Annotated in this window: 28 protein-coding genes and 2 pseudogenes; 17 read left to right on the top strand and 13 right to left on the bottom strand. The window is 54.3% G+C overall.

Annotation, left to right across the window (positions count from 1 at the left end):
• Nucleotides 1-184 precede the first annotated feature (184 nt).
• Both MOQ67_RS31615 and MOQ67_RS31610 read left to right on the top strand, forming a co-directional pair.
• On the top strand, nucleotides 185-1,054 hold the full coding sequence (locus tag MOQ67_RS31615; RefSeq protein WP_223198360.1) for an HD-GYP domain-containing protein: 870 nt from the start codon (nucleotides 185-187) through the stop codon (nucleotides 1,052-1,054).
• A gap of 480 nt (nucleotides 1,055-1,534) precedes the next feature.
• Nucleotides 1,535-1,810: a hypothetical protein gene (locus MOQ67_RS31610; RefSeq protein WP_448675978.1), complete on the top strand. Its 276-nt coding sequence runs from the start codon at nucleotides 1,535-1,537 to the stop codon at nucleotides 1,808-1,810.
• Nucleotides 1,811-2,071: 261 nt separating this feature from the next.
• Here MOQ67_RS31610 and MOQ67_RS31605 read toward each other — a convergent pair whose 3' ends face one another.
• The 3 genes from MOQ67_RS31605 to MOQ67_RS31595 form a co-directional block, all read right to left on the bottom strand.
• Nucleotides 2,072-3,445: a replication protein gene (locus tag MOQ67_RS31605; RefSeq protein WP_448675977.1), complete on the bottom strand. Its 1,374-nt coding sequence runs from the start codon at nucleotides 3,443-3,445 to the stop codon at nucleotides 2,072-2,074.
• Between the two features lie 407 nt (nucleotides 3,446-3,852).
• Nucleotides 3,853-5,502 (bottom strand): relaxase/mobilization nuclease, encoded by a 1,650-nt coding sequence (locus MOQ67_RS31600; protein ID WP_448675976.1) that lies wholly within the window; start codon nucleotides 5,500-5,502, stop codon nucleotides 3,853-3,855.
• Nucleotides 5,499-5,858: a plasmid mobilization protein gene (locus tag MOQ67_RS31595; protein WP_448675975.1), complete on the bottom strand. Its 360-nt coding sequence runs from the start codon at nucleotides 5,856-5,858 to the stop codon at nucleotides 5,499-5,501. Before MOQ67_RS31595 ends, MOQ67_RS31600 begins: the two co-directional genes overlap by 4 nt.
• A 233-nt stretch (nucleotides 5,859-6,091) precedes the next feature.
• Between MOQ67_RS31595 and MOQ67_RS31590 the strand changes: the two genes are divergently transcribed.
• The 3 genes from MOQ67_RS31590 (at nucleotide 6,092) to MOQ67_RS31580 (ending at nucleotide 8,036) form a co-directional block, all read left to right on the top strand.
• Entirely contained in the window at nucleotides 6,092-6,544 is a 453-nt protein-coding gene (locus MOQ67_RS31590) for a hypothetical protein (protein ID WP_448675974.1), read from the top strand.
• Nucleotides 6,545-7,081: 537 nt separating this feature from the next.
• Entirely contained in the window at nucleotides 7,082-7,744 is a 663-nt protein-coding gene (locus tag MOQ67_RS31585; protein ID WP_448675973.1) for an AAA family ATPase, read from the top strand.
• 34 nt (nucleotides 7,745-7,778) lie between these two features.
• Nucleotides 7,779-8,036 carry a ribbon-helix-helix protein, CopG family gene (locus tag MOQ67_RS31580; RefSeq protein ID WP_057833237.1) on the top strand — a complete coding sequence of 86 codons (258 nt, stop codon included), beginning with the start codon at nucleotides 7,779-7,781 and terminating at the stop codon, nucleotides 8,034-8,036.
• A gap of 38 nt (nucleotides 8,037-8,074) precedes the next feature.
• Here the strand turns inward: MOQ67_RS31580 and MOQ67_RS31575 are convergent, their stop codons facing one another.
• Nucleotides 8,075-9,031, bottom strand: a complete 957-nt coding sequence (locus MOQ67_RS31575; protein ID WP_448675972.1) for a DNA-binding protein — start codon at nucleotides 9,029-9,031, stop codon at nucleotides 8,075-8,077.
• Between the two features lie 501 nt (nucleotides 9,032-9,532).
• Here MOQ67_RS31575 and MOQ67_RS31570 point away from each other — a divergent pair.
• Nucleotides 9,533-9,769: a hypothetical protein gene (locus MOQ67_RS31570; RefSeq protein WP_048402754.1), complete on the top strand. Its 237-nt coding sequence runs from the start codon at nucleotides 9,533-9,535 to the stop codon at nucleotides 9,767-9,769.
• A 188-nt stretch (nucleotides 9,770-9,957) separates the two neighbouring features.
• Here MOQ67_RS31570 and MOQ67_RS31565 read toward each other — a convergent pair whose 3' ends face one another.
• Both MOQ67_RS31565 and MOQ67_RS31560 read right to left on the bottom strand, forming a co-directional pair.
• Complete coding sequence (locus MOQ67_RS31565; protein WP_108184858.1) at nucleotides 9,958-10,344, bottom strand: hypothetical protein; 387 nt, start codon at nucleotides 10,342-10,344, stop codon at nucleotides 9,958-9,960.
• A complete protein-coding gene (locus MOQ67_RS31560) occupies nucleotides 10,328-10,513 on the bottom strand; it encodes a hypothetical protein (RefSeq protein WP_048402749.1) in 186 nt (61 codons plus the stop codon). The genes MOQ67_RS31565 and MOQ67_RS31560 overlap by 17 nt, the downstream gene beginning before the upstream one ends.
• Before the next feature lie 336 nt (nucleotides 10,514-10,849).
• Between MOQ67_RS31560 and MOQ67_RS31555 the strand changes: the two genes are divergently transcribed.
• Nucleotides 10,850-11,047 (top strand): hypothetical protein, encoded by a 198-nt coding sequence (locus MOQ67_RS31555; protein WP_108184860.1) that lies wholly within the window; start codon nucleotides 10,850-10,852, stop codon nucleotides 11,045-11,047.
• 37 nt (nucleotides 11,048-11,084) lie between these two features.
• On the opposite strand, the gene MOQ67_RS31550 is transcribed toward MOQ67_RS31555, so the two are convergent.
• Nucleotides 11,085-11,648, bottom strand: a complete 564-nt coding sequence (locus MOQ67_RS31550) for a recombinase family protein (protein WP_019334898.1) — start codon at nucleotides 11,646-11,648, stop codon at nucleotides 11,085-11,087.
• A 230-nt stretch (nucleotides 11,649-11,878) separates the two neighbouring features.
• Here MOQ67_RS31550 and MOQ67_RS31545 point away from each other — a divergent pair, with 230 nt between their 5' ends.
• From MOQ67_RS31545 to MOQ67_RS31530, 4 genes are read left to right on the top strand one after another with little or no spacing between them, the layout of a single operon-like run.
• Nucleotides 11,879-12,619, top strand: a complete 741-nt coding sequence (locus MOQ67_RS31545) for a GIN domain-containing protein (protein ID WP_011077894.1) — start codon at nucleotides 11,879-11,881, stop codon at nucleotides 12,617-12,619.
• A gap of 6 nt (nucleotides 12,620-12,625) precedes the next feature.
• On the top strand, nucleotides 12,626-13,039 hold the full coding sequence (locus MOQ67_RS31540; protein WP_016502319.1) for a hypothetical protein: 414 nt from the start codon (nucleotides 12,626-12,628) through the stop codon (nucleotides 13,037-13,039).
• Between the two features lie 13 nt (nucleotides 13,040-13,052).
• Complete coding sequence (locus MOQ67_RS31535) at nucleotides 13,053-13,325, top strand: CopG family ribbon-helix-helix protein (protein WP_016502318.1); 273 nt, start codon at nucleotides 13,053-13,055, stop codon at nucleotides 13,323-13,325.
• Complete coding sequence (locus MOQ67_RS31530) at nucleotides 13,325-13,600, top strand: type II toxin-antitoxin system RelE/ParE family toxin (RefSeq protein ID WP_016502317.1); 276 nt, start codon at nucleotides 13,325-13,327, stop codon at nucleotides 13,598-13,600. Before MOQ67_RS31535 ends, MOQ67_RS31530 begins: the two co-directional genes overlap by 1 nt.
• A gap of 143 nt (nucleotides 13,601-13,743) precedes the next feature.
• Here the strand turns inward: MOQ67_RS31530 and MOQ67_RS31525 are convergent, their stop codons facing one another.
• From MOQ67_RS31525 to MOQ67_RS31510, 4 genes and pseudogenes are all read right to left on the bottom strand, one after another.
• Nucleotides 13,744-14,013 carry a hypothetical protein gene (locus tag MOQ67_RS31525; RefSeq protein ID WP_011077892.1) on the bottom strand — a complete coding sequence of 90 codons (270 nt, stop codon included), beginning with the start codon at nucleotides 14,011-14,013 and terminating at the stop codon, nucleotides 13,744-13,746.
• Nucleotides 14,014-14,263: 250 nt separating this feature from the next.
• Nucleotides 14,264-15,955, bottom strand: a complete 1,692-nt coding sequence (locus MOQ67_RS31520) for a putative bifunctional diguanylate cyclase/phosphodiesterase (RefSeq protein ID WP_448675979.1) — start codon at nucleotides 15,953-15,955, stop codon at nucleotides 14,264-14,266.
• 36 nt (nucleotides 15,956-15,991) lie between these two features.
• Entirely contained in the window at nucleotides 15,992-17,101 is a 1,110-nt protein-coding gene (locus tag MOQ67_RS31515; protein ID WP_371105869.1) for a methyl-accepting chemotaxis protein, read from the bottom strand.
• A gap of 177 nt (nucleotides 17,102-17,278) precedes the next feature.
• Nucleotides 17,279-17,446, bottom strand: a pseudogene (locus tag MOQ67_RS31510) (PAS domain-containing protein); the annotation flags it as partial.
• A gap of 497 nt (nucleotides 17,447-17,943) precedes the next feature.
• On the opposite strand from MOQ67_RS31510, the pseudogene MOQ67_RS31505 reads away from it, so the two are divergent.
• Nucleotides 17,944-18,165, top strand: a pseudogene (locus MOQ67_RS31505) (Tn3 family transposase); the annotation flags it as partial.
• Between the two features lie 70 nt (nucleotides 18,166-18,235).
• On the opposite strand, the gene MOQ67_RS31500 reads toward MOQ67_RS31505, so the two are convergent.
• Together MOQ67_RS31500 and MOQ67_RS31495 are read right to left on the bottom strand one after the other, a co-directional pair.
• Entirely contained in the window at nucleotides 18,236-21,265 is a 3,030-nt protein-coding gene (locus MOQ67_RS31500) for a Tn3 family transposase (protein WP_010799689.1), read from the bottom strand.
• On the bottom strand, nucleotides 21,249-21,851 hold the full coding sequence (locus tag MOQ67_RS31495; protein ID WP_010465829.1) for a recombinase family protein: 603 nt from the start codon (nucleotides 21,849-21,851) through the stop codon (nucleotides 21,249-21,251). Before MOQ67_RS31495 ends, MOQ67_RS31500 begins: the two co-directional genes overlap by 17 nt.
• Before the next feature lie 191 nt (nucleotides 21,852-22,042).
• Between MOQ67_RS31495 and MOQ67_RS31490 the strand changes: the two genes are divergently transcribed.
• The 5 genes from MOQ67_RS31490 to MOQ67_RS31470 are packed head-to-tail and all read left to right on the top strand — an operon-like array spanning nucleotide 22,043 to nucleotide 23,813.
• Nucleotides 22,043-22,420 (top strand): type II toxin-antitoxin system RelE/ParE family toxin, encoded by a 378-nt coding sequence (locus tag MOQ67_RS31490; RefSeq protein WP_003151133.1) that lies wholly within the window; start codon nucleotides 22,043-22,045, stop codon nucleotides 22,418-22,420.
• Nucleotides 22,401-22,736 (top strand): helix-turn-helix domain-containing protein, encoded by a 336-nt coding sequence (locus MOQ67_RS31485; RefSeq protein WP_001172026.1) that lies wholly within the window; start codon nucleotides 22,401-22,403, stop codon nucleotides 22,734-22,736. The genes MOQ67_RS31490 and MOQ67_RS31485 overlap by 20 nt, the downstream gene beginning before the upstream one ends.
• Before the next feature lie 14 nt (nucleotides 22,737-22,750).
• On the top strand, nucleotides 22,751-23,086 hold the full coding sequence (locus tag MOQ67_RS31480) for a hypothetical protein (protein ID WP_000741275.1): 336 nt from the start codon (nucleotides 22,751-22,753) through the stop codon (nucleotides 23,084-23,086).
• A gap of 23 nt (nucleotides 23,087-23,109) precedes the next feature.
• Nucleotides 23,110-23,436, top strand: coding sequence for a hypothetical protein (locus MOQ67_RS31475; RefSeq protein ID WP_000091614.1), 327 nt, complete (start codon nucleotides 23,110-23,112; stop codon nucleotides 23,434-23,436).
• A complete protein-coding gene (locus tag MOQ67_RS31470; protein WP_001054412.1) occupies nucleotides 23,433-23,813 on the top strand; it encodes a hypothetical protein in 381 nt (126 codons plus the stop codon). Before MOQ67_RS31475 ends, MOQ67_RS31470 begins: the two co-directional genes overlap by 4 nt.
• Nucleotides 23,814-24,145 lie beyond the last annotated feature (332 nt).

Raw genomic sequence — 24,145 nt, 5'->3', positions numbered from 1 at the left:
AGAGAGCCCAGAGCCCAGAGCCCAGAGCCCAGAGCCCAGAGCCCAGAGCCCAGAGCCCAGAGAATTGTCGGAGGAGCAATCTCTGCCGTCTAGTCCACTAAGCAAGAAAAGTGACGGCGCAACCTCAATGGAGAGCGAAATGTGTTATGCACGGAAACTCTGTCTTGCGGCCAAGTCCCAAGTCATGGACATGTTCCAGGAAGCCCGGCTTGGCAAGGCCGTCGACCCAAGCACGACGTTGCCGCTGGTCGGAGAAATCGCTGCCTCGGTGCTGCGCCAACCTCATGCCCTCATCAGCGTCGCACGCATCAAAACGCACGACGATTACACCTACCTGCACTCGGTTGCCGTCTGCGCCCTGATGCTATCGCTGGCCCGGCATCTCGATCTAGACGAGGAGCAAACGCGCCTGGCTGGCATCGGCGGACTGATGCACGACCTAGGCAAGGCCGCGATGCCGCTGGAAGTGCTTAACAAACCAGGCAAGCTCACCGATGCCGAGTTCGCCATCATGAAGCGCCACCCTGTGGAGGGCGCAAAGATGCTGCGCGCAGGCGGGGCCGAGCCCGGGGTGGTGGACATTGCCCTGCACCATCACGAGAAGATCGACGGAACCGGCTACCCGGATCGCTTGGCCGGTGACGCCATTTCACTCCTGGCCCGCATGGGCGCAATCTGCGACGTCTATGATGCCGTGACGTCGGAGCGAGCCTACAAAAAGCCGTGGGACCCGTCCGCGGCGATGCGGCAGATGGCCAAGTGGGAGGGCCATTTCGACAAACGCATCTTCCACGCCTTCGTCAAGGCCGTGGGCATCTACCCCGTCGGCTCCTTGGTTCGCCTGTCCTCTCAGCGTCTGGCCGTTGTCGTTGAGCCGGGAATGGAATCACTGCTGACTCCCAAGGTTCGCGTGTTCTTCTCGCTACGCTCGAGAGAGCCGATCCCGATGCAGACCATCGACCTGGCGGCCACGAGTTGCAAGGACAGTATCACTGGCCCCGAAGACCCGACGCTCTGGAACTTCAAGAACCTCGACGACTTGTGGATGGAATAGCCCCCACAAAACGACGGCCCCGTGAGGGAGCCGTTGAACATCGTCGAGCGATGCCCGTCCAGGGAGGGATGGCCGAGCTCGATTCTCCAGAAGGTAGCTGGTGACACGAGTGTTGAGCCCACCCAACTAGGGTGACGGAAATTTCTGGGGTTCCGGCTTACATCCCCAAAAAGGCAATTCAGCAAGACACCCTAGAAACCCTTATAAGCGATCAGGCGCTGCGTGAGATGCGGGCAGTCAGGGTAGAAGGGGGTTGGTCGCTACAAGGCCGCATAGCGGCCTCTTGGCGACCTGTTCGCAGTCGCCGGGAGCCCGTTAGGATCTGGGCATCGCTCACCGCTATCGGCAGCTTCTGCGAACGGATAGGCATCAAGAGCCTAGTCGTCGAGTTTTGAGCCATGTAATGGTGATTTTCAATGCATTGTGCATTGACGGTTTTGGCGTGTAGCGTGCAGAAATCCCCACCGCTGGAACCAGGCCATGACCTTAAAACGGCGCCCCCCCGAAGAATTCCGCGAACATCTGCGGCGCTTATCACTCAGCCTGGATCGTGCCGAGGAACTGCTTGAGCAGCAAAAGCGTGCGGTGATCGCGGCCCGCCAGGCGGAACTCAAGGGCGCCATGATCCTGGGCACGCTGTATCAGCGAAAGCATCCAGGGACTTTTGCGGCCCACGTCTATCAACGTCTCAGCGACCCTCAGAGGCCTCCTACGGAAGGCCTGCTAAAACTGCTCCGCCTTCTGGGCGAAGCATGATCGTTGCAGCCCCCCTCGTAACTTCCGCGCAGCGGGCTCAATCGTGGGCAGACCCTAGTTCTGTGGCTTTTGCAGTGAGCTACAGCAAAGCCTGGTGTTTCTATTTTCATTTTCTCAAAAAGACTAAAGGACTACCTGTATAGATCTCAGTAAAACAAAAGAGAAAGCCAAAGCAGATCAAAATCTAATCCCCTCCTAAGGAGGGGGGCTATCGCCAAAGGACGTAGCCACACACAAAAACACTTTTATCGAGAATATATCTCATTTAAGTTCAGCTAAAGCTTTCATGACCACGGATCTTGAAACGCTGAGCTCGGCCATGATCTGCATCGGTTTCAAGCCCTGAGCATGTAGTAGCAAGATCGATTCTCGGCGCTCCAAAGCTGCCTCAGCGCGTTTGGACAGGTACTCAGCTCGTTCGGCAACACCAGAAGCACGCCGCTTGCTACGCTCGCGGATTGTGTTGCGCTCGGTGGCCAAGTCACTACTGATCAGCGTTTTCAGCTGTTCCTGTTCGGCCCTGGTAATACTCAGCAAGCTGATGATGGTCGCCGTTTTGTAGGTGTAGATCGGCGTCAGCTCGCGCCCGTTGTACTCAATCTTCTCGCGTCTATTGTGGGCTTCGACACGAGCCTGCAGACTGCCCAACAGTTCACGGTCACGCAGCCATTTGGGGTCTGTGGAAATTTCGGCCTGTAGGGCTCGGACTTCGCTGCGAAAGTTCTGCGGATAGATCAGACCGCACAGAGCCATCTGACAGGCGACAATCAGCAAATACGTGTTGCGCATGCCCTCACCGATACCGCCGCGCATGGCGGCGAGGGTACGCAGATCCTCAAGTCGATCCCAGGCCAATACGCGGGTATTGATGCCCTTAAGCTGCGTTTTTTTGCCGTTCCGACTGGCCGGTTCTGCGTCTGGCAACAGCTGAAACGGCGCATTCGCTGGTGGTTTAGCAGATTTTCGCTGACGATCCAGGGGCAGCAGCGCCTTGGTCATCTGTTCAAAGTCGAACGCGGCTGCAGTATCGATGCTGCGACCTTGGGCGTACACCACTTCGACGCGCTTGCCGCTTTTTAGGTTGATCGTACCGATCAGGCGCAGGATGCGAGCGGCATCTTTGGCAGCAGGGTCAGCCCCAAGCGGCTTGAACAAGGCCACCAACTGTTCCTGGACGAGGTTCCAGCGTACCAAGGCGGCACGCGGCAGGTATGAACTCAGAAGCCATTTGACCTGGTAGCCACGGCCCGAAAAAACGATCAGAGACGGTGACGGGATGCCGGCTTCGCGACAAAGATCATGAATCTTCTCCAGCACCTGCTGACGAGACCAATCTTTCGCTGGGCTTTTGTAGACATCGAGGTCAAGGAAGCACACCCCCATACGCACCAAGTTGACGATGCGCCGATTGGGCCCAGAAAACTCGCCTTGCGACAACCAGACATTCATTCGATTGCCGGCTTCGATGAAGTCCAGGTAAGCGGCTAGATTGCTGGGTTTTACGCACCACTGATGAAATTTTCCAGCACCATCTTCGGTGCAGACGGCAACAAAACCACGAGAATCGTGTTCGTGATAGAGGCTAGCTTCTTCGAGTCCAGCAAACAGGCTGAGCTGTTGATTTAGTGCTGACACGGCCACCACCTAGACGAGCAGAATCTCGTCAGGTGGCGGCCTGTTGATATTGAATTCTTGCAGGGGTTCTGCATATACTGGATTCCTGTAGGGGAGCTAGATCGTCGTCGCCGCCAAGCAGATCGATCTAGTTCCCTGAGCTTTTTTTAAAACCCGCCTTTACGGCGGGTTTTTTTATGTCGGTGATTTTTTTCTGATTCCGAATCTGGATTGCCAACCTGGCTCTTCGTGACCGGTTTTGGCTGAGCAATCCGATAGTTATAGCAAAAAGTTCAAGCCCTGCGCTAGTTAGCAGACTGGGTGTCAGCACCAGTCGTTAGCATTTCCATTGATTTTGCTGGCATCTCAATACGAAAAAAATCGTTACCTCGATAGCTGAGGGCTCGTGCGCAGCCGCAGGCGGGTCATCAGCCGTAGGTTGGGCCATCGTCATCTGGTTTAGGCCTTCTGCCGTACTTGTCGCGTTTGATGCCAAAAAGCTTGTCCATCTTGTCCGTGGCCGTTTCTAGATCCGCGCCGCTAGCTGACTCCCTCGGCTCAATGGGCTTGTCCAGGATGTCCAGCAGAGGTTCAACACGTTCGCGTTGCTTCACAACGACCGCAACGGCCTTAAGTTCACGATCTATCTCGCGTCGATGCTGAGTGATCATGCCTCTGACCAGGGAAATGTCGCGAGGCGCCATAGGCTCCGCACTACCTGTGAAAAAATTCCGACCCAGACTCAATCCCGCAAACAACTTCGTGATCCAGTTCCTGATTTCTCTGAGTTGTTTTTCCTGTTCAGGATCAAGTTGCCAGCGGTTTTTAGTACGTTGTAAATCTTCGTTCGCTAGTTTTGTTTGCATCTTGTGTAACTCGCGATTTAACTTATCAATCACAGGGTCGCCGCTTTGCATTGGCCCCACGCCAGAAGTGGCATCATCAACCCCACCGCCAATGCCATCTACAGTGAAGCTTGAGTCTGCAAGCTGGACTAGCGCACTATTGTCAGCAATATACTTGTTAACACTATAGCGAGAGTCATCATAATCACTAAGGCTATATTTTGTTGCTGAGAGTTCTTCTGCATAATTTTTAAGTTCGCTTGTAGATTTGCGATCAAAATCGTCTGCTCGCTCAGCTGCGAGTCCTTTGAGGCTATGTCGCTTTTCAACGTCTTCAGCTCGTTCAGATAATATTTTCGCATATTCAGATTCAACCTCATCAAATGGTCGGTTGATTCTTTCTGCTGCTCTTTCGATGCGTTCTCTAATCTCTGAATAAGATCGTTCGCCATAGAAGTCACCTTTTAGCCGTATGGCCTTTTTATTGTCGTCAAATTTTACGGAGAGATAATCAGCACCCTTGCGGGTTATAGTGCCACCAGCCTTTTCCAGGAAACTTACAATATCTTCGCGAGACTTAATTCCGCCGCTATCAATCAACTTTCCGACAGCTTCATTAATTGCTTTTTTATCAGCCTTACTTTGATCAAACTTATTGATACTTATTTCTCTTGCAATTAATGGATCGCGTGGGTTTTGCAAGCTATACTTTTTGCACATATAGTCAATGAATACGTCATTTTGCTCTTTATATGTATCGTTAGTTCCTTTTCCTTTGCGTCCGTCATAATTCGGTGGAAACGGGTTAAAGTATTTACCCGACTCTAAACTAACTCGCGGTATTAAATAATGGAGTTCAAGGCGTCCGGTATGTTCGTGCTGCACGACCAGCATCGGCTTGCAGTCGTCGCTTTTAACTCCCGCATACGCAAACTCGCGCAGCTCCTGGATCAACTGCTCTTTCAAGCCTGGCGTAGCTGCAATTTTCGCGCTTTCCTCAGGCGAAAAGCTCAGCACCCCGCTTGTATAGCGATTTTTGAAGCTCAGCGAGTCGCACAACGCTACGATTTGCTTGGGGTCGCCTTCAAGCACCAGAGGTTTGGGGTCTCGCTCACGCCATTCACCGGCCCTGGGATTTTCTGCCGTTGGCTCGGGCTCGAAATATTGATCGTCGAGAAAGTAGTCGACAGCGCTACCGGCGCCTTGAGTATGTTTTGACAGTCCATGGATCATGTGCGGTCACCGAACTGAACCTGCAGGTCACGCCGGATCTGCAATAGACGCACATGCATCAAGACGCCATCGGCGTTGTCCTGAAAAATATTGGCATGTTTCGCAATCATATTGAGATTGCTATTAATGCGGTTGAGCCAAATGTTCTGCTCTCGCAGTTCCAGATTTTTGGTAGCCTTCGGCTGGACTTTGGCACTGGTAATGGAATCGAGTATAAATTGATTCAATGACTTTTCCGCCTCAGCGGCCTTGGCAACCAATGTCGATTTTTGGTCAACTGACATGCGCAGCAAGACCGACTGATAAGTCATCTTGCGCCGTGCCGGTTTGCGTTTCTTCTTTTGTTCTTCGCTCATATCAGGCACCTCCAGGCGCTCTTGTTATTGCTGTGGCTTTGCTTTTCGGGTGTAGGGCGGAGCCCTACTAGGGGTTTGGGGACGAAGTCCTCAACAAGGCCTGTGCGATAGCACAGGAGGAGCCTTGTTCACCGTTGATCTTGACCTTCTTTTATGTATTTGATCGCAAACCATATCGCTAATTCAAGCAGTTTTGTATAAACTCAGGACAGGTATTTTTGGAATATAGCAAGATGATTATCAAAACACTGAAAACAATGAAAGAAAAATGTCAGGAAAACACAGATGGCTTTAAAAAGTTGTTGAAAGATAAAACCCTGACAACAAATCAGCGAAGATCTATAGCAGCAAAAATTCTTGGTGTTCATCGACGGTACAAGCAAGTTTTGATAGTCGAAATTACTCAATGGGCACTAGAAACCGATCACAGCCCTGCTTCTAAATACAAGATTGAACAATGGCAAGAATCTACTTTTGGTCGTTCAATTTCTAACAACAAACTCGCGGACTGGTGTAAAGATAGTCGCAGTCCAGGTGAGCGTTCAGAGTTCGACATCAGCGAAGAAACAACGACCATGGCCAAAGAGTTGTTCGGAATTTTCTCGGACGCTATGAAAAGTGAAATCGACGAATCTCGGCTTCGCAAGCTTAAGGGCCAGATTTTGACAGTCGATCTGGGTATGTAGATAGCCTTCGGGCTTTTAACAACAATTAGCTCAGAGACCAGTCTTGGAGCTTAAACCATAGACGGGCCACACACGCCTGCAAGAGGTGGTCGACCAAAAAGCACATAAAGCTAGGAGACTGGTCTTTGAGCAAAATACTTGAGCGGATGTGCCACCCGCTTGTTCGATGGCCAAACAAAAGAGCGCTCAATGCTTGGAGACCAGTCTCTGAGCAATTAATGGGAACGACAACTTCCACCGACCAGGTTTGCTGACAAAAACCGGTGGGGGAGGTTGTACAGCAACAAGAATTACAGGGGGGCGTTTCGACCTCAACCGTAGCCCCAAGACGCGCTGAAGTCGCCAGGCAATCAGTCTGTTTTTTGGATGAAAATCGCTTGTGGGCCCAAGAGAAAGCCAGCCCCGCTGCGCGGGAAGGGACGAGCTTTTTAGGAGGAAGCCCCCTTGGCCCGTCCTCTCTGGAGGTATTGCGCTTGACTGAATACCACTTAAATGACTATGATTAGAACCTCATTTTAATATGAAAAAAGGTGTAAGATGATCGTATCTGTCGGTAACACCAAGGGCGGCGTCGGCAAGTCGACAGCAGCAGTGCAGATCGCTATCGCACTCGCCAGGAAAAATCGCCGGGTACTGATAATTAATGGTGATCGCCAAAAGTCAGCGCTCTACGCTATTGCAGCCCGCCAAGCAGCAGGCGTCCTGCCCGAAGTGTCGTGCGTATTGTGCAATGAGGGCGATGAGCTGGAGCAACTGCTCAACAAACAGGCCAGTGATTTTGACGATGTGATCATTGATGTCGGCGGTCGGGATTCATCGGCTTTCCGCGCAGCGCTGGTTCATTGCGAATTGCTCTATGTGCCGACTCAGCCGCGTGCATTTGAAGACTGGGCGTTGGAAGATTTGACCCTGCTGCTTGATCAAGCCACAGCAGCTCGCCAAGCACTGAAGTTATCGCCGTTGCGCGTGCTCGCAGGTCTGAGCCTGGCTGATCACGGCTCGATTGCCGCTGACAATGAAGATGCCAAAAAATCGCTGATGAGCTTGCCTCAGGTCACGTTTGTCGATGCACCGTTGCGCCGCCGAAAAGCCTTCTGGTATTCGGTCGCCCAGGGCCTTGGCGTGGCTGAATTGAAGCCAGTGGATCGCAAGGCAATAGCCGAGCTTGATCATCTCATGAAAACCCTATTTAACATCTAAATTCATATCATATTAATATTAAATAAGGTGTAAAATGAGCATTCCGGCAAAACCGACAATCGCTGCAGACTTCATCAAAAACGCCCCGGACGGTGGTGCCAAGGCAGCACCTCAACTGGTTCCGGCACCAGTCAAAAAAGGCGGGGTGCGTAAGGGCAAGCGACAGCAGATCACTCATACCATTGCTGACGACCTGCTAGCGCGACTGGACGCCATGGCGGAGGGCACTGGACAGAGCCGCGCCGCGCTGATCAACCTGGCTATCTTCCGGATGCTAGAAACCGGAGTTTAACGCACAGGGGAGGGGCCCTGGGCCCCTCCCGGAAGGGCTCATGCCTGGGGTCGCTTGGTCTCTGCTTTCGGAGTTTCCAGGAGCTTGGTGCGCAGCTCCTTGGCTTCATCCCGTGCCTCTTTGACCTCAGCCTTCGCCTCTTTGAGCTCGGCTTTGACGTCGACCAGCTGAGCCCTGGACGACTCCATTTCGCGCAGTGCAGACTCCAGTTTTGCTTGCGCCGTTTGTTCTGCACTTCTTGATTTTTCAGCGTCCAGGCGCAGCTGCTCGATCTCTTCCTTGGCCTTTGCCTCGGCAACCAGAGATGTCTCCAGGCGCTGCTTCAAATCAGCGCTGTGCGTGCATTCGCCCGCCAATTTGGACTCTGCGACCGCTGCGCGCTCAGTGCTTTCGTGCAGTTTTGCTTCCAAGGCTGGCAGAACCTCGAGGCGCTGTTTGAGCTCAACAATCTGAGCCATTGCGGACTCCAGCCGTACTTCATCCTTGGCCATTTTTTGACCGGCCAAATCGGCCCGCTCACGCTCGCTATCCAGCACTATCTGCAAGGAATTGATCTTGTCCTGAGCAATTTGGCCATCGCGCAGACGTTCTGCCTCCAGGTTTTCAAGGGCTCGCGCCGTGGTCGAGATTTCAGCCTTGGCTTGTCCCAGGGTCTGCTCTAGCTCAGCTGCCAGGGCTTCTGCCGCACGCCCCGCCTCGGCCACGGCTTCCGCATCGGCTTGAACGTCGGAGGCTTTTTCTTCCGCTGATTTTGCCGCAATGGCACTCGCGCTGCTGATCTGCTCAGCAATCAGCCGGGCAATCTCAGGATTCAAAGGAATGTCCGAGGCCCTTACCAGGGGGCGACCATTTTTCCAGGCGTTCAAGTGAGGCAGCACGGCGTTCGGCGAGCCTCCTCCGAGCTCCGCGATGACAGCGCGCACAGACGCTTTACCGCCTTCATCAAGTAGTTTTTGAGCAGCAGCAGCGACGGATTCAAAAGTAACCAGGGCCATGGTAAAACCTCTTTTTTGTTATCTATTATCTGTTACGATAATGTTATTATAACAGATAACGAATAACGTTATCAATTTTTTGTTATCTTTTTTTGATAGCGAGGTCGGGGTTTGGGGAGCAATGGAACCGAAAACCAACGTAAGCACGAATTAGAGTTCGCTTTACTCGTATGTGACTGTTGATTGGAGAACTCTGATTGTCGAAACGAGTTTATCGAACCGCTTTTCGGATGTTTACGGTCCTTCCTGATGTTCGTTAAAGCGGTTTCATAAAACGGTGGTTTTATCGTACTCCCCAGACAGAGCGCTGGTTTGCGGGCAGGTACTGGGCTTAAGTGCGTTTACTGTTCCATTGCTCCCCGAACCCCAGGTCGCTGCCAGTCGAGTGGCGGCCAGCGGGCCCGGCGCTCGGCTGGCAGTGGCCAGGCTGGCCTCCGAAGCCAATTTGGTCTAAATGAAGTACGCTCACGCAGCCATTAAGGCGCATCACAGGAGTCTGAAATGAGTGAGCAATACGATCCCGAAGGCGTTTATGACGTCATCGAGCCAGAGGGGAGCAAGACCGGCGAGCTGCGCCAGGGCCGCTATTTTGAAACCACATGGGAAGTGGGTAAGGTTGAAGGCGATGTGTTTCATTACAACGGCAAGCCGGCTGGCAAGCTTGAAGGTTTGACGCTAACGCGTGACGATCCACCCGGCGCCAAATTGACTCAGTTCAAATTGGTGCGCCAAGAGTAACCGTGGTTTACCACTAACAAAAAGCCCCGCTACTGCAGGGCTTTTGCACGACCTGGCCGATCAGATCAGATCAGAATCTCGATACCGTGCTTTCCACGATGGCCAACTGCTTGATGGCCATGCCGCTTGGACGCTTATCGTCGGCTTGAGTTAAGGCATGAAAAAACCGCCTTCAGGCGGTTTGGGCGTCACACCAATTTATGGGCAGCGGGTAATGTGAACGGGTCGTGATCGCCGTAATCCACCAGCTTCACATGGCGTGCGCTTTCGTTGTACGTAAAGTGCAGAACCCAGTCCGACACCTCGTATGTGGCATTCGGATTTTTTGACGGCTTCCAGGTGGGGATACCAATGTGCGCATGCCAATACTTGTTGGCTTTGGCATCCGCCCTTCTGATCGCGGCATCTGGGTAGTGGTCTGGCACAATCCAGCTTGGTTTGATCTTGCCTTGCCAGCCGGATAGGCCATGGTCTTCACAATGTGTCCAGAAGGCGTCGATCTGATCGAGGTCTCGCTCGGGTAATTTGTCGTAAAGGTTACCAAAATAAACGCTCAGGCTAACGGTTAGCGACATTCGACAGCTGCTCACGCACAAAGCGACGACGCGCCTCTTTGGTTAATCCTTTAGGAACATGAATCTCGCCGCTGTCCAGGGACATGCGCATACGTTCCATGTTGTAAAAAACGGGCGCATCGAGGTCGTGCTCCGTTTTTTTGGGGGACATTTTCAGTTCGAATATCACGAGAACTCCTCGACCCGGCATTGGCAAGGTCATTTTGTTGCTGAGGATCGTGCGTCTGTCATAGATGACAATGACTCACTTGTACTCACTTGTAATTCACATTCTATGCCGTCCTATGCCAGTAGTCACTGGTTTGATCGCTGCACGTCGCTTTTATGGGCCCGCTGGGCTGCGAATAACAGACCCTATGTTAAATGGCCCCCCACACAGACAGCGCTCCTGGTTGAAATGTGGGCCGGTCACGGCGACCAAGCCCCCCACTTCTGGCGTACCGCCACGTACACTCCTGGTTTTAGAATGATTATGCCGCTGCGCCGAACTCAGGAGCCCCACCCCATGCGCGACAAACGTACCGGTCGCCTTTTTTTCCTTGTTCATTTGCTGCAAGAACGTCATGGGTCTTACCCATTAGGTCGCCCGGCTTTCGTCACCTGGCTGAATGATCAGCTCGACCAATTGCCGGGCGATGACGGCATGGCCAAGCTCATCGACGATTACCCTGCCCACCTGGACGCCCTGGAGGTCTCGACATGAAAAAGGGGTCGTCTCAGAAAACGGAAAATAAAGCACGTTAAGCTCCAATTTCGCGCAGGTACTGGTACAACGTTTCGCGGCTGATGCCAAATTCACGGGCCAGCTTTGCCTTTTGCTCGCCGGCCTTGACGCGTTGCAGAAGTTCAGCGGCGCGTTCGGGCGAAAGCGCTTTCTTGCGGCCCCTGTATGCTCCGCGCTGTTTGGCGAGCGCGATGCCTTCCCTCTGTCGCTCGCGGATCAATGCTCGCTCGAACTCGGCGAACGCGCCCATGACCGACAACATCAAGTTTGCCATCGGCGAATCCTCACCGGTGAAGGTCAGGCATTCTTTGACGAACTCGATGCGCACACCGCGCCTGGTCAGCTTTTGCACAAGGCGGCGCAGGTCATCGAGGTTGCGGGCCAAGCGATCCATGCTGTGCACCACCACCGTATCTCCTTCGCGCACGAAGGCCAGCAGCGAGTCAAGTTCTGGGCGCTGGGTGTCCTTGCCCGATGCCTTGTCGGTGAATACCTTTCCGACTTCGACCTGTTCCAGTTGCCGCTTCGGGTTTTGGTCGAAGCTGCTGACCCGGACGTAGCCGATACGTTGACCTTGCAAGATGCCCCCAAACAGAAAAGTGTCAGGAATAAATCTATGACCTTGCGTAGCTTGTGTCAATAAATTAAGCGATGGAGTCTATCCGGACGTTTCTGGGTAGGCTGTCCTGACGTCAGGTTAGGGCATAGCCCAACCTGACGGATCGATTGACAGCTCATTATTATTCACTATGATTAACCCTGAGTCGAGCTATGGCAAAGTCACTCAAAATAAATCACAAAGGATAGATGATGAGCCAATCCAGCCCTTTGACGCACCAGGATGCCAACCATCGCGATTCCGCATGGGAGCGTGCTGCCAACTACGAGAAGGAAGAGCGCCCCATCCACCCAGTTAGCAAAATTGTGATCAAGGGGGCGGTTGATGTTGTGTTCTTTCGCTCGTCATCAGCGCACCTGGTCGTGGCAGGGGAAAACGTGGAAGCCATTCGTAACATCAAGACCCGCTTCGAGGGTGACAAGCTGATCATCGAGCAGGAGGGCATTTCCATTAGCGGCTATGGGGGCAATATTCACGTTTCTGGTACCGGCAACATTTTCGTGGGCGGAACGATCAATGTCGGTGGACGCCACGGCGGCGTCACTATGCAGTCCAAGGGGCGAAGCATCGTTGGAATCGCATTGCCTGAAGCCCCCAGTATCCGCATCAAGGGCAGTGGCGACGTGACCCTGTACGACCTTCAGCAGACCGTCCTCGATCTAGGCATCCAAGGTTCGGGCAATATCACGGCCTTTGGTCGCGTGGGTCTTCTGGACGCCGAGATAGCCGGTTCGGGCGACGTGGACGCCAGCGAGCTGGTCGCTACGTCCGCCAAACTGTCGGTAGTCGGCTCCGGTGATATCGACGCCTATGTCAGCGACTCAGTGAAGGCACGCGTGGCGGGTTCCGGTGACATCGTGGTGCGCGGTAACCCGCCGACCCGCGACCATTCCGTTGCCGGCTCAGGCGACATCAAGTTCAAGAAGAAGTGACGCTCCATGAAGAATGACCAAGAACGAACCGAGCTGTTGCAGCAGATCGACAAGCTGTTGACGGCAGTGGATTCGATGCAAACCTGCCTCGAAGCGCCCGAGGCCACAAACGCCGATGGCAGCTTTGACATTGCTCGCACCAACTTGCGTATCACGGCCAACGAGGCCGCGCAGGTTGTCGAACGTCAGCGAGGCGCGCAGGAGCAGCGTGAAAAGTCTCGTCCAAAAGTAACGCTGGCCACGTCGTTACTTGCCGGCGCTGAAGCGTCTGAATGGCAGGCCAACAAGCTCAAAACTAATGGCGATGAGGCCGGTGCCCGCCAGGCCAGCGAACATGCCGTCACTCTGCGCCGGATGGCATCGGAAGCGGCGGTTACTGAACGCCGGCAGAGCATGCACCTTGTACCTACCATTGATTAGGAGTAACCCCATCATGGCAACCACCGCGAAAACCCGATCCGTCACGGCTCACGTCCCTGTGCAACTGGCCGAAAAGGTCGATTTGATGGCTGAGCGCCTGGAACGCTCCAAGAACTGGATCGTCAAGCAGGCTCTGGCCGCCTGGATAGACCAGGAAGAAGAACGTAGTCGCCTGACCCGTGAGGCATTGGCCGATGTGGATGCTGGTCGCGTGATCGATCATCAAGCTGTCCAGGCCTGGGCTGAAAGCCTCAGCACTGACACTCCGTTGCCGGTACCGCGCTGATGGAGTTGAAGTGGACAAGCAAGGCGCTTTCCGACATTGCCCGGTTGTATGAGTTTCTGGCGTCGGTGAATCAGCCTGCCGCCGCACGAACAGTGCAGCAACTCACAGCCGCACCTTCCACGCTGCTGGCCAACCCGCGCATTGGCGAACGCCTGGAAGAATTCGATCCACGGGATGTGCGCCGAATTCAGATCGGCCATTACGAGATGCGTTACGAGATAGTGGATTCCACTATCTACCTACTGCGCCTGTGGCACACCCGCGAAGACCGATAGGTTTGGCTGGGCCAGGAACGGAATACATCAAACTGGCGAGCCTACGACTGATCAGAAAACCTTAGCGTACGATTTTTTCCGAATTCTGTAGGCTCCCCTAATCCAAGGCCAACCTCCTGTGCTAATTCGCCCAGTCTAGGGGACTATAGATCGCCAGTCATCAGTAGCTCTCTCAGTATGCTGAGATTTTTCCTGATTTCAACTTCTACCTTTCCAGAATAATCAAGTGCCTCAAGCGTATTCTTTGTTTGGTTCATTGCCTCTGCTATTATATCAATGGCAGTTTTTCTTGATGCTGCCATATTTTCTAGAGTCTGTTCCCCTGCATCTAGCATTGTTACGATATCTTGTTTGCTTAACTTATCATAATTCACGTTACGGAGTTGCTCTAGTATTAACTCTTGATCCGACATATATGATCCTCCTTATTATTATCGATTTGTTGTTTATGATAATATTAATTATTTCATTGTTCCAGAAAATAACAGCTGGGATAGTGTATCATAAAAAATATATTTCGAGCGAATGGGGAAAGTCGGTCGAGCCATGCGCATAACCAATCCATGGCATTGGACGCACAGTATATCGTTACCGGTGGATAAATGAATTAACCGCTCAATCCACTAGGTTGCGACGACGCAATCAGTTCGTGGACGGTGCGGTTTATCTATTACCCCCTCTAGATAAATGAGCAGGGACAAACTTCGCCACCCAAGATAGCACTTTTTCTACCGGCATGGGTTTCGCAATACCATAGCCTTGCGCTACATCACAACCTAGGTTCATCAGCAACACTTCGTGCTCAACCGTTTCCACCCCTTCAGCAATAACCTCGCGGTTAAACGATTTCGCTAGACCAATGATCGCCTTAGTCAGCCCCAAGCTGTCTTTATCGATGAGTATGTCGCGTATAAAAGATTTGTCTATCTTGATTGACTGCGTGGGCAGTTGTTTAAGGTAGCTCAGCGATGAATACCCGGTTCCAAAGTCGTCCAACGAAAATGTCACACCCAGATCCTGGCAAGCAATGAGGCACTGAGTGACATGTGATAAGTGTTCTATCACCACTGATTCGGTAATCTCAATATCCAACATCTGCGGCAAAACATTAGGGTGGCTGTCCAGCAAAAACTTTAGGGACTTTACAAAGTTTTCTTTTTTGAAATGTAATGCTGAAATGTTTACACTCACAGACCACGAATGACCCAAGTCCGCCCATTGTTCTATTTGACTGAGCGCCTGATCTATGACCCACTCGCCGATCTCCACGATCAGATCGCTCTGCTCAATCAACGGTATAAAATACTGCGGTAATATAAGTCCATCTCGCGGATGCTGCCAACGCAATAGCGCTTCAAAACCAATCACTGCCCCACTGCTCAAACTTATTTTTGGTTGATAATGCAAGCATAACTCACCATCATGTAACGCTTGGCGAACCCGTATTACGGTATCAAAAGCTGATTTATCCATCTTATCTTTTGATACATCAAACAAATGGAAACGGTTACGGCCACTTTGTTTGGCCTTATACATAGCCTGATCGGCATGACGTAGCAGTGTATCGGCATTCTCATTATCGTTTGGATAGAGCGTCACACCGATACTGGCGGAAATATTAATGCCTATGCCATCGATGATGTAGACGGCGGAAAGGGCAGCTAAAAGCCTCTGCAGGGCGCTTTCCAACACCTTGGGATCCCGCACACCCAAAATCAGCACGAACTCATCGCCTCCCAAACGGGCTACGGTATCTTCGATACGCATACTATGTTTCAGGCGATCAGCCACCGCCACTAACAGACGATCACCTATCTCGTGGCCATAGCGGTCGTTAATCTGCTTAAACCCATCGAGATCAAGCACGCCCACGGCAACCGTGCTGGGCTGGCTCTTTGCTTTGACAATAGCCTGATCAAGCGCTTTGGACAGCAAAAAACGATTTGGAAGACCCGTCAGCTCGTCGTGCTCAGCCTGCCATTGCAAGGTTTCCAGAAACTTCCGCTTTTCGGTCACATCGAAACGAATGGAAACGTATTTCTGCACCCGCTGGCTGGCATCATCGTACATGGGTACAATGGTGCTCTCTACCCAATACAGGCTGCCATCCTTTTTACGGTTGCAAATTTCACCTTTCCATACCTGCCCACGTGAAACTTTTTTCCACATATCAATAAAGAACTCAGGGGGATGCTGCCCTGAGTTTAGTATGCGGTGGTTTTGCCCAATCAACTCCTGTGCGCTATAGCCAGAAATATCACAGAACTGTTCATTGACATAGGTGATTATTCCGGATTTATCGGTTTCCGAGAAAATAGCTGCCGCATCCACCGCTGCACGGTATCTTGCACTCATATATAAACCTAATTCACCAAAATAATTATAAGGTCACTACCTGTTGAACCGTTCAACCAACGAGTTTAAACCACGGGATGTACTTTCAAGTTCCCGGCCACGAATCACGGCGGAGTTAGCATTCTTCGCTGTTCTCTCAACCGTTCCCGCTACGTTATTAATCTGCCGAGCAATATCTTCAGCGACACTAGCCTGCTCTTCTGAAGCGGCTGCCATTTGCTGGCTCATACCACTGATCCGTTCAACAGCATCGCGAATGCCTTGGAGAGCACACTGCGCCTCTATAACTTGCTGTACACCGTGGTCGGCCTCGCGAATACCGAGTTTGGCAATGCTCACAGCCTCATCTGCGCCTTTTTTAAGGGTTTCAATGACGTTTTGAATTTGTTGAGTCGATACGCGGGTTTTAGCGGCCAAGGCCCGGACTTCATCAGCTACTACCGCAAAACCACGACCCTGCTCACCAGCCCTAGCCGCTTCAATTGCAGCGTTGAGAGCGAGTAGGTTGGTTTGATCAGCAATGGCTTGAATCACCCCCGCAGCAGCCATAATTTGCTGGGTTTCATTGGCAAGGTAATCCACAGCAGTGCTGATATTCGTGACGGTACTGGCCAGCAACTGAATGGCCTCACGGGAAGTACCGGCGACTTTATCACCTTGTTCAGCCAGTTCATTTGCTGCTTGCGCTTCCATGGCGGTTTTTTGAACATGCCCTGCCACTTCGTTGATTGAGGCCGCCATCTCCGTCATGGCGGCTGCCGTCATGTCCGTTTCCGCTCGCTGCTCCAGCAAGGCATTTTCAGTTTGGTTCGAGAGTAAGGAGGAATGCGCAGCGGCTTCAGCCACTTGGCTGGCCAGATCGCTTAGCCGAGTCAGTGCGGTTTTAAGGCGTGCATCCTCACTAATCAATATCATTTCCAACTGCGCTGAAGGGCCATACGTATCGCTGTAAGTGATGGCGCTAATCGGATCTGAAAAAGCGTCAGGGGCGCATTTCATGATATGACTCAACTGATGTTCCAGCCGCGTATAGGACCACCATCCTGTAACGAGAAAGAGCACGGCAGTTACCGCTTGTGCTGCCAGGCTTGGCAGCACGCTAGCCGCACCTATTGCCAACGCAGCCGCAGTTGCAGGTAAGACCATCCTCCTCATGAATGCCGCATAATGACGATTTTGGGGAATGGAATTTTTACCTGCACGCAACCGGTCATACAGCTTTTGTGCGCGATCAATTTGCTCCCGAGTCGGCTTGACTCTAACGGACTCGTAGCCTGTTAAGCGGCCATCTTCGAGAATAGGTGTCACATACGCACTGACCCAATAGAAGTCACCATTCTTGCAGCGATTCTTGATGATACCCATCCAGCTTTTGCCAGCCTTCAGATAGCCCCACATCAGCCCGAAAACAGCTGGAGGCATGTCGGGATGACGAACCAAATTGTGCGGACTGCCCAACAACTCTTCACGAGAATAGCCACTTATTCTCATAAACTCGTCATTCACATAGGAAATATTCCCATTCGTATCCGTAGCAGAGATCAATCGCTGCTGGACTGGAAATATTTGTTCAACGGTTGTGACAGGCAGGTTCGAGCGCAAGATGAGTCTCCATGAGCAATAATGGCATTATGCCATAAGGCGTGACTAACGGGTCATGCGAAATAAAGGGAAATCACAGAGCACTGAGATGTTTGTACGCTAAGCCATGGTTCTCAGCTGCAACCATTATCTGACACTGGTGACTTCGGTTGAAGTCCCCCTGCCAGTGCGAATAAGGGGTCATGCCGAGATAAGGCAAAAAATAGGGCATTTACAATGCAAGTAATTGATTTATAAGGGATCGTGTAACTTATAAGTTTTCCTGAAGGCTGGCCAAGATCTCGGCTAATCCGACCCTACAGTTGGCGTTGCCTCTGGAGTTTTCAATTTTGACCAGTAATTACCGAGCAAAATGAGTGAATTTCCCTTTATCTCGGCATTACCCCAACCTGGTGACGGCAGCCATCGTGCTGTGGAACACGGTTTATCTGGAACGGGCCGCGAATGCCCTGCGTGGACACGGCAAGCCCGTTGATGACTCTCTATTGCAGTATCTGTCGCCGCTGGGTTGGGAGCACATCAACCTGACTGGCGATTACCTCTGGCGCAGCAACGCCAAGATCGGCGCGGGCAAGTTCAGGCCGCTACGGCCGCTGCAGCCAGCTTAACGTGCTTTATTTTCCGTTTTCTAAGACGACCCCAAAAAGGGGTTGTACGCCGGAATCCCAGAAATTTCCGTCAGCCCAGCTCCAGTCCCGCCACGAGCGCATCCAGGTCGATGAACTTGCCGTCAGTCTGGAAGGTGTAATGCCCGTTCAGCAGGATGTGCCGCCAGGCCGCTGGCGACATCTGCGTGATCAACGCCAGCGCCTTGGCATTGCCAGCTGCCTCGTACTTCGTCAGCAGCAGGGACAGGATCGCCGAGTTGTAGAAGATGATCGCGTTGCCGATCAGCCTGGCGCACTGGTTGCTGATCTCGATTTCGATGTCGGTGCGGCCGGTCAATTCCTTCTTCCCACCGACTTGGGCGATGGTCGAGCGTAGCTGGTGATAGGACTCAATGCGGTTCTGCGAGCGGTGAACATTACGCTCCAGTTGCGGGTCGCGCAGGTAGCGCAGTGTGTAGATACTGCGGATGAGCTTGTCGAACTCGAAGATTGCGCGCCGCGTCGGGTTCGGCGCCGTATAGGTGCACAGCTTGCGGATCAGCGTGCCCTGCGTCATTTCCTTCAGGCCCAGTGTGGCGACGATTCGGTCGATGTTCGCCTTCTCACCGACGATGAGTTGCCGGTCGATCTGGCCAGCCGGCCGGATCAGGCATTTCTCGTACAATGCCAGATCATCGGCGCAATACAGCTCCTGCAACTGGTCGTCGAGGTCGGTGAAGCGCGGCTCGAAACGAAGTCCGAACCAGTGCAGGATGGCGAAGTTGGCCTTGTTGATGCTGTGCATGTCGCCGGTGATCGCGCTCGGCACGATGTCCGACGTGTTGCGGTACCAGATGTCGAACACGTGGTGAGCCTCGTACTCGTGTGCGCCTATCAGGTAGCCGTTCAACGGCACGTGATTGCACAGCAGCGTGTAGGCGACGACGCCCTTGCCGCGGCCGAAATATTTGCGCGAGTAGCGCGCCTTCACAGTTGGTCGCTCGACGCCGAATTTCTGCCCATCAACGGCACCGTACAACGAATCGAGGTCGAACGAGTAATGCGGGAAGATCGGCAGTGCGGCGATGGCGTTGCTGATGCAATCGTTGGCCACATGTAGCGTCGCCTGGCGCAGGTACTGCTGGTAGGTACTCTCCAGGACGTGGTACGGGATGTCGCTGGTACGTGCCATAACCTGGTTGCCGTGGTTCATGGCTTGGGCAATGATCACCGCCATCAGACTGTCGGCGTCGGCTACCTTCTTCGCATAGCGTGGCTGCAATGGTGTCAGCGCCGACAGGAACTGGCACTGGCCGTTGACGAAGCGAAACACGTCGGCGACATCGCAGTATGGCAGTTGCTCGTAGAGAGCTTGCTCGCGCGCCTTCTGGTTCTCCCCCTTGGGCTTGCGCCAGGTCAGTCTCTGCGTGTCCTTGTCGTATTCCAGGTGCGTCAGCTTGCCCTGTTTCAGCTCGCGATTGAACGCCACCCATTGCGCACGCAACTCGGCCGCCAGTGCATCGAGCTGGGCACTGACCGGCTGCCGCAGGAAGGGGATGTCCATCTGCGCGAGCACGGCGGCTTTCTCGTCCATCGAAACCAACTCGTCGGACAAATGCCGGTGCTGCAAGCTGTCGTCAATGTAGAGCTCGCCCGCCTGGAAGCGTTTCCTGACCTGACGGTAAAGCCAGAATTCGTAACGATCGGCATGCAGGCCTGTCGGCGTGCCTTCGGCATCGAACATCAGCAGGTACGGACGCAAGCGTTTCGGCAGCGTTGCCGCCGGACATTCGTCGAGTGGCCGTTGTGATAGGCGCTGCTGCTTGGCGAACACGCTCTTGGCCCAAGTCAGCGCCGCGAGCCATGGGTTATCGGGGGCCGTGCCGGCGAAGTCGAGCGCGACGTACAGCGGCCGTAGATGGCGTCGAATGCGTTCGGCCAGGCCGTCCACCGCCTGCCAGTGCAGCGCCAGTTTGTTCAGTGGCTTGACGCTCATGCGCTGCGCCGTGTTTTGCAGCAATTCCCTGGACATGATTTTGTAGGCGCGTTGGCGCACCTCGCCGAACGGCGTCGGATCGGCCACGCTGTCGTCCACGTACAGCGACAGCAGGCGGCCAACCTGCGGCGTTTCCTGATGGCGTCGCAGCTGTTCGGCGACAAAGGACTGTTTCGCACCCGTGCGGCTCTCGTCCTCAAGTTTTTTCATGTGGAAGGCCATCGCGTCGACCAGGTTGTCGGTGAGCTGCCGGTAACGTACCCAGGCATAGCACAGCAGGTAGAGCCGGGTCTGCTCCGCCTTCAGGTGGCGCAGGTCATGGACGGTATAGAAGTTCGCCAGGCTCGCGTAGTACAGCAGGTTCTGCTGCGAGATGCCGAGCTTGGGCAGCAGCGCCTTGGCGATCCCGTGCAAGGACTTCAGCGTGGCGCGCTTCTCGCGCTCCCCTGCCATCTGACGCCAGCCGAAATCTTTAGCGTCCTGCTTGAGCGCTGCCAGTTGAGACAGGGTGTCGTCACGCACCAGGAGCTGGCCCAGCGCAGCTTTGGCCGATTCGTCCAACACTTCTGCCAGCAAGCCGCCCAAGCGCCTGCGTTCGGTGGACAGGGCTTCACTGACCAGCTCTTGTAAGGTGGTGTGGCCGGGCCGGATGATTTTGTGCTCGCTGAGCCAAACGATCAGTTCGGCGGCCACGAATCCTGGCATTACGTCGCGCCGCACGATCTGTTCAGCCTGCTGTGCCAGTTGCGGCAGGAAGCTAGCCGCCCACGACCGGTAGCCGAACAGTTCGGCGATCTGACCCCTCTGGCTGTAGTGCTCATGCTTGGTGATCGCCTTGCGTTCGAACGCTTCGCCGTGGAAATAGCGACTCAGCACGAAGGCGCAATCGTCCTCGACCTCATGCCAATCGAAGCGGAAGAAAGCATGCTTGGCCTTGAAGTAGCCGATCTGCAAGACGCAATAGACTTGGGCCTGCAGGCTAGGCCGGCTGCTGGCGAACGCCAGTTCAGATTCGGTCAACGCCAGGTATTCCAGCCGCTGAGCATCGTCGAAGTCCGGTAGGCCGTACAAGGCTTCCTGCTCTGCGTCAGAAAAGACGGTGAGTAGCTTATTCTTGTTGCTCATCGACCGTCCTTCCCGCACCACGCCAACCTGCTCGCGTCAATGTTTCGATCAACGTAGTGCGCTTGACATTGAAGTTGCGGCACACCGCCGCCTTAGACATACCGCCATCGAGCGCGGCGACGATGGCGTCCAGCTTCTCACCAGTGATCGCCTGCGGCCGGCCGCCGATCCGGCCGCGTTTGCGTGCGGCGGCCAAGCCCGCGACGACGCGCTCCTGAATCAAGGCGCGCTCGTACTGCGCGAGCGCACCGAACACCTGGAACAGGAATTCGCCCGAGGGCGTCGTAGTGTCCAGGTTCTCTGTCAGCGAGCGGAACGCCACCCGCTTGTCCTTGAGCGAAGTCACAATGGCGAGCAGGTGCGACAGCGAGCGACCGAGCCGGTCGAGTTTCCACACCACCAGCACATCGCCGGCTCGAACGAACTCAAGCGCCCGCGCCAAGCCGGCACGGTCATCCTTCGCGCCAGAGGCACGATCCTCAAACAGGTGACGCGGATCGACGCCGGCGGCGAGCAGCGCGTCGCGCTGCAAGTCCGTGCTCTGGCGGTCGGAGTCCGACGACACGCGCATGTAGCCAACCAACATAGGCGGATAACCATCAAAAACAGGTTTCCGCATAATAGTGAATAGCGATAGAGTTTTCCGTACATTTTTGAGGGGGTGTTGCACAGGTAGCACAGCGGCGGCTGACAGCCTGTCGCAAAACAAATGTTTTACGACACCTCCTTGAGGTTGCCGCGTTTACATCATTACCTGAACAGGTATAAAATTCCGTCATGACAAACAAAGAAAAACCGCTCGAATGGATCGCGAGCAGCCACAAGGATTTGATGGCGTTGCCGTCCGACGTGCGTCGCCGTTTCGGTTACGCGCTCTCGTTGGCGCAGATAGGCGATCAGGATGACGCAGCAAAGGTGCTCAAGGGGTTCGGTGGTGCCGGCGTGCTGGAGGTCGTCGAAGACGATGCCGGCGGCACCTATCGAGCGGTATACACGGTCAAGTTTGCGGAAGCGGTGTTCGTCCTGCACTGCTTCCAGAAGAAGAGCAAGAGCGGAATCGCCACGCCAAAGGCCGACATGGACATCATCCGCGCTCGGCTGAAGGTGGCCGAGGTATTGGCACAGGAGCTACGAAATGCAAAAACGAATCATTGAAGGCGTCGAGGTTCAGCGCAGCTCGGGCAACGTCTTTGCCGACCTTGGACTGCCTGACGCTGAAAAGCTCAAGATCAAGACCGGCCTGGTGGTCGAGATCAGGAGGGCCATGCGCGCCCTTGGGCTGACTCAACAAGCGGCGGCCAAACGCATGGGCATCCCGCAACCGAAGGTGTCGGGCATGATGCGCGGCGACTTCACCAATCTATCCGAACGCAAGCTGATGGATTGTCTGAATCGCCTCGGCTACGACATCGAAATCAAGGTACGGCCAGCAGCCGAGCCGATCGGGCATCTAACGCTCGCAACCGCTTAATCGGAGCCCTCCTGATGGCAGCCCGCATCACCGACGACGAATGGGACGAACTGACTCCCGAGAATTTCGATACCACGGCACTGCTGCGTGCAGTCGATGCCGTGGACGTGCTGCGCGGCGATTTGAATGACAGCGCAGACGGCGCACCTCCGCAACTGCGCACCGACCTGTTGAAGCTGCATCAACTGGCAATGGCCGCGTTCAACGAGGGATCACGCAGCCGAGTGGCTGAGCTATTTGATCTCGCCGTGGATCTTCAGGATCAGGTTGATCATCTGATGACCTCGCTGGAACAAGTGCAAGAAACCCTGTCCCGGTTGACGGCGCTCTACCCAGAAAGCCTGTCCTGAATGTTCTTGGAGACAACCACATCATGAGCCGCAGCCGCCGCAAAACGCCCATCGTTGGGCACACGACCTGCCGTAGCGAGCGCGAGGACAAGAAACTCTGGCATCAGCGCTGGCGAACCCACGAGCGCACCGCGCTGGCCAGCGCGTCGCCGGAAGCTCTATGCGCCCATCTGCCTCTACTGGAAAACCAGGTCAGCAACGTCTGGTCGATGGGTAAGGATGGCCGCTCCTACTGGCCCATCAAGCGCCAGGCCGCCACGGCGGATCGCATTGCCAACCACAAGGGACGCAATCCGCAAGAGCGCGCCTCCCTGAAAAAGCGTCTGCTGCGCAAGTGGATGAGCAAATGAACCTGTCCACCATCGAGGCGCTGGCTATCGCTTGGGCGCGAATCGCTGAAGAAGCAGAACTCCCAGCCGGCTACGAGGGCACGGCGACGCCAGAGGCGCATCGGGCCTGCGAGGTGATCCAGGAGCGGATTCGAGAGCACGTCGTCGCCACCAATGACATGCGGCTGTTCGGCCTGCTGCACCTGCTTGGGCAGGCGTCGCTGCGCATGGAGCAAGCGCTGTGGCCGGAAGAATATGCGCGGATGACCCGCGAGGTCGAGGAAGCTCTCCGAGAGGCCGACGACCCCAACGCCAAGTCGTACACCCACGAAGAAGTCATGCAGGCGATGCAGGAACGCATCGACCGAGCGCGAGACAAAGCCATGTTGATCGGCTGACGGAAATTTCGGCGGTTCCGGCTGATCCAAGAATCTTGGCGTGACCTTACCTCCGCTCTACCGCTGGGTGCCAGCCTCGGCGCACGCCTAACCACCCAACTCAGAAAGGAAAATAAGTTGGTAAAACGCATTCCCGTATCCGAGCTTCGTCTCGGCATGTACATCCACAAGCTCGCCGGCTCTTGGGTTCGACACCCATTCTGGCGCGGCAGCTTCCTGCTGACCGAGCCTCAGGATCTCTCTGCCATTCGAGAATGTGGCGTCGGGGAGGTCTGGGTCGACTTGGCCAAAAGCCAAGTCGACCCAGAGAGCCCAGAGAGCCCAGAGAGCCC

This window comes from Pseudomonas sp. LY-1 (genome assembly GCF_053502595.1).
Note: the sequence above shows the minus strand (reverse complement) of the source record. Positions and strands in the feature narration are given on the sequence as shown.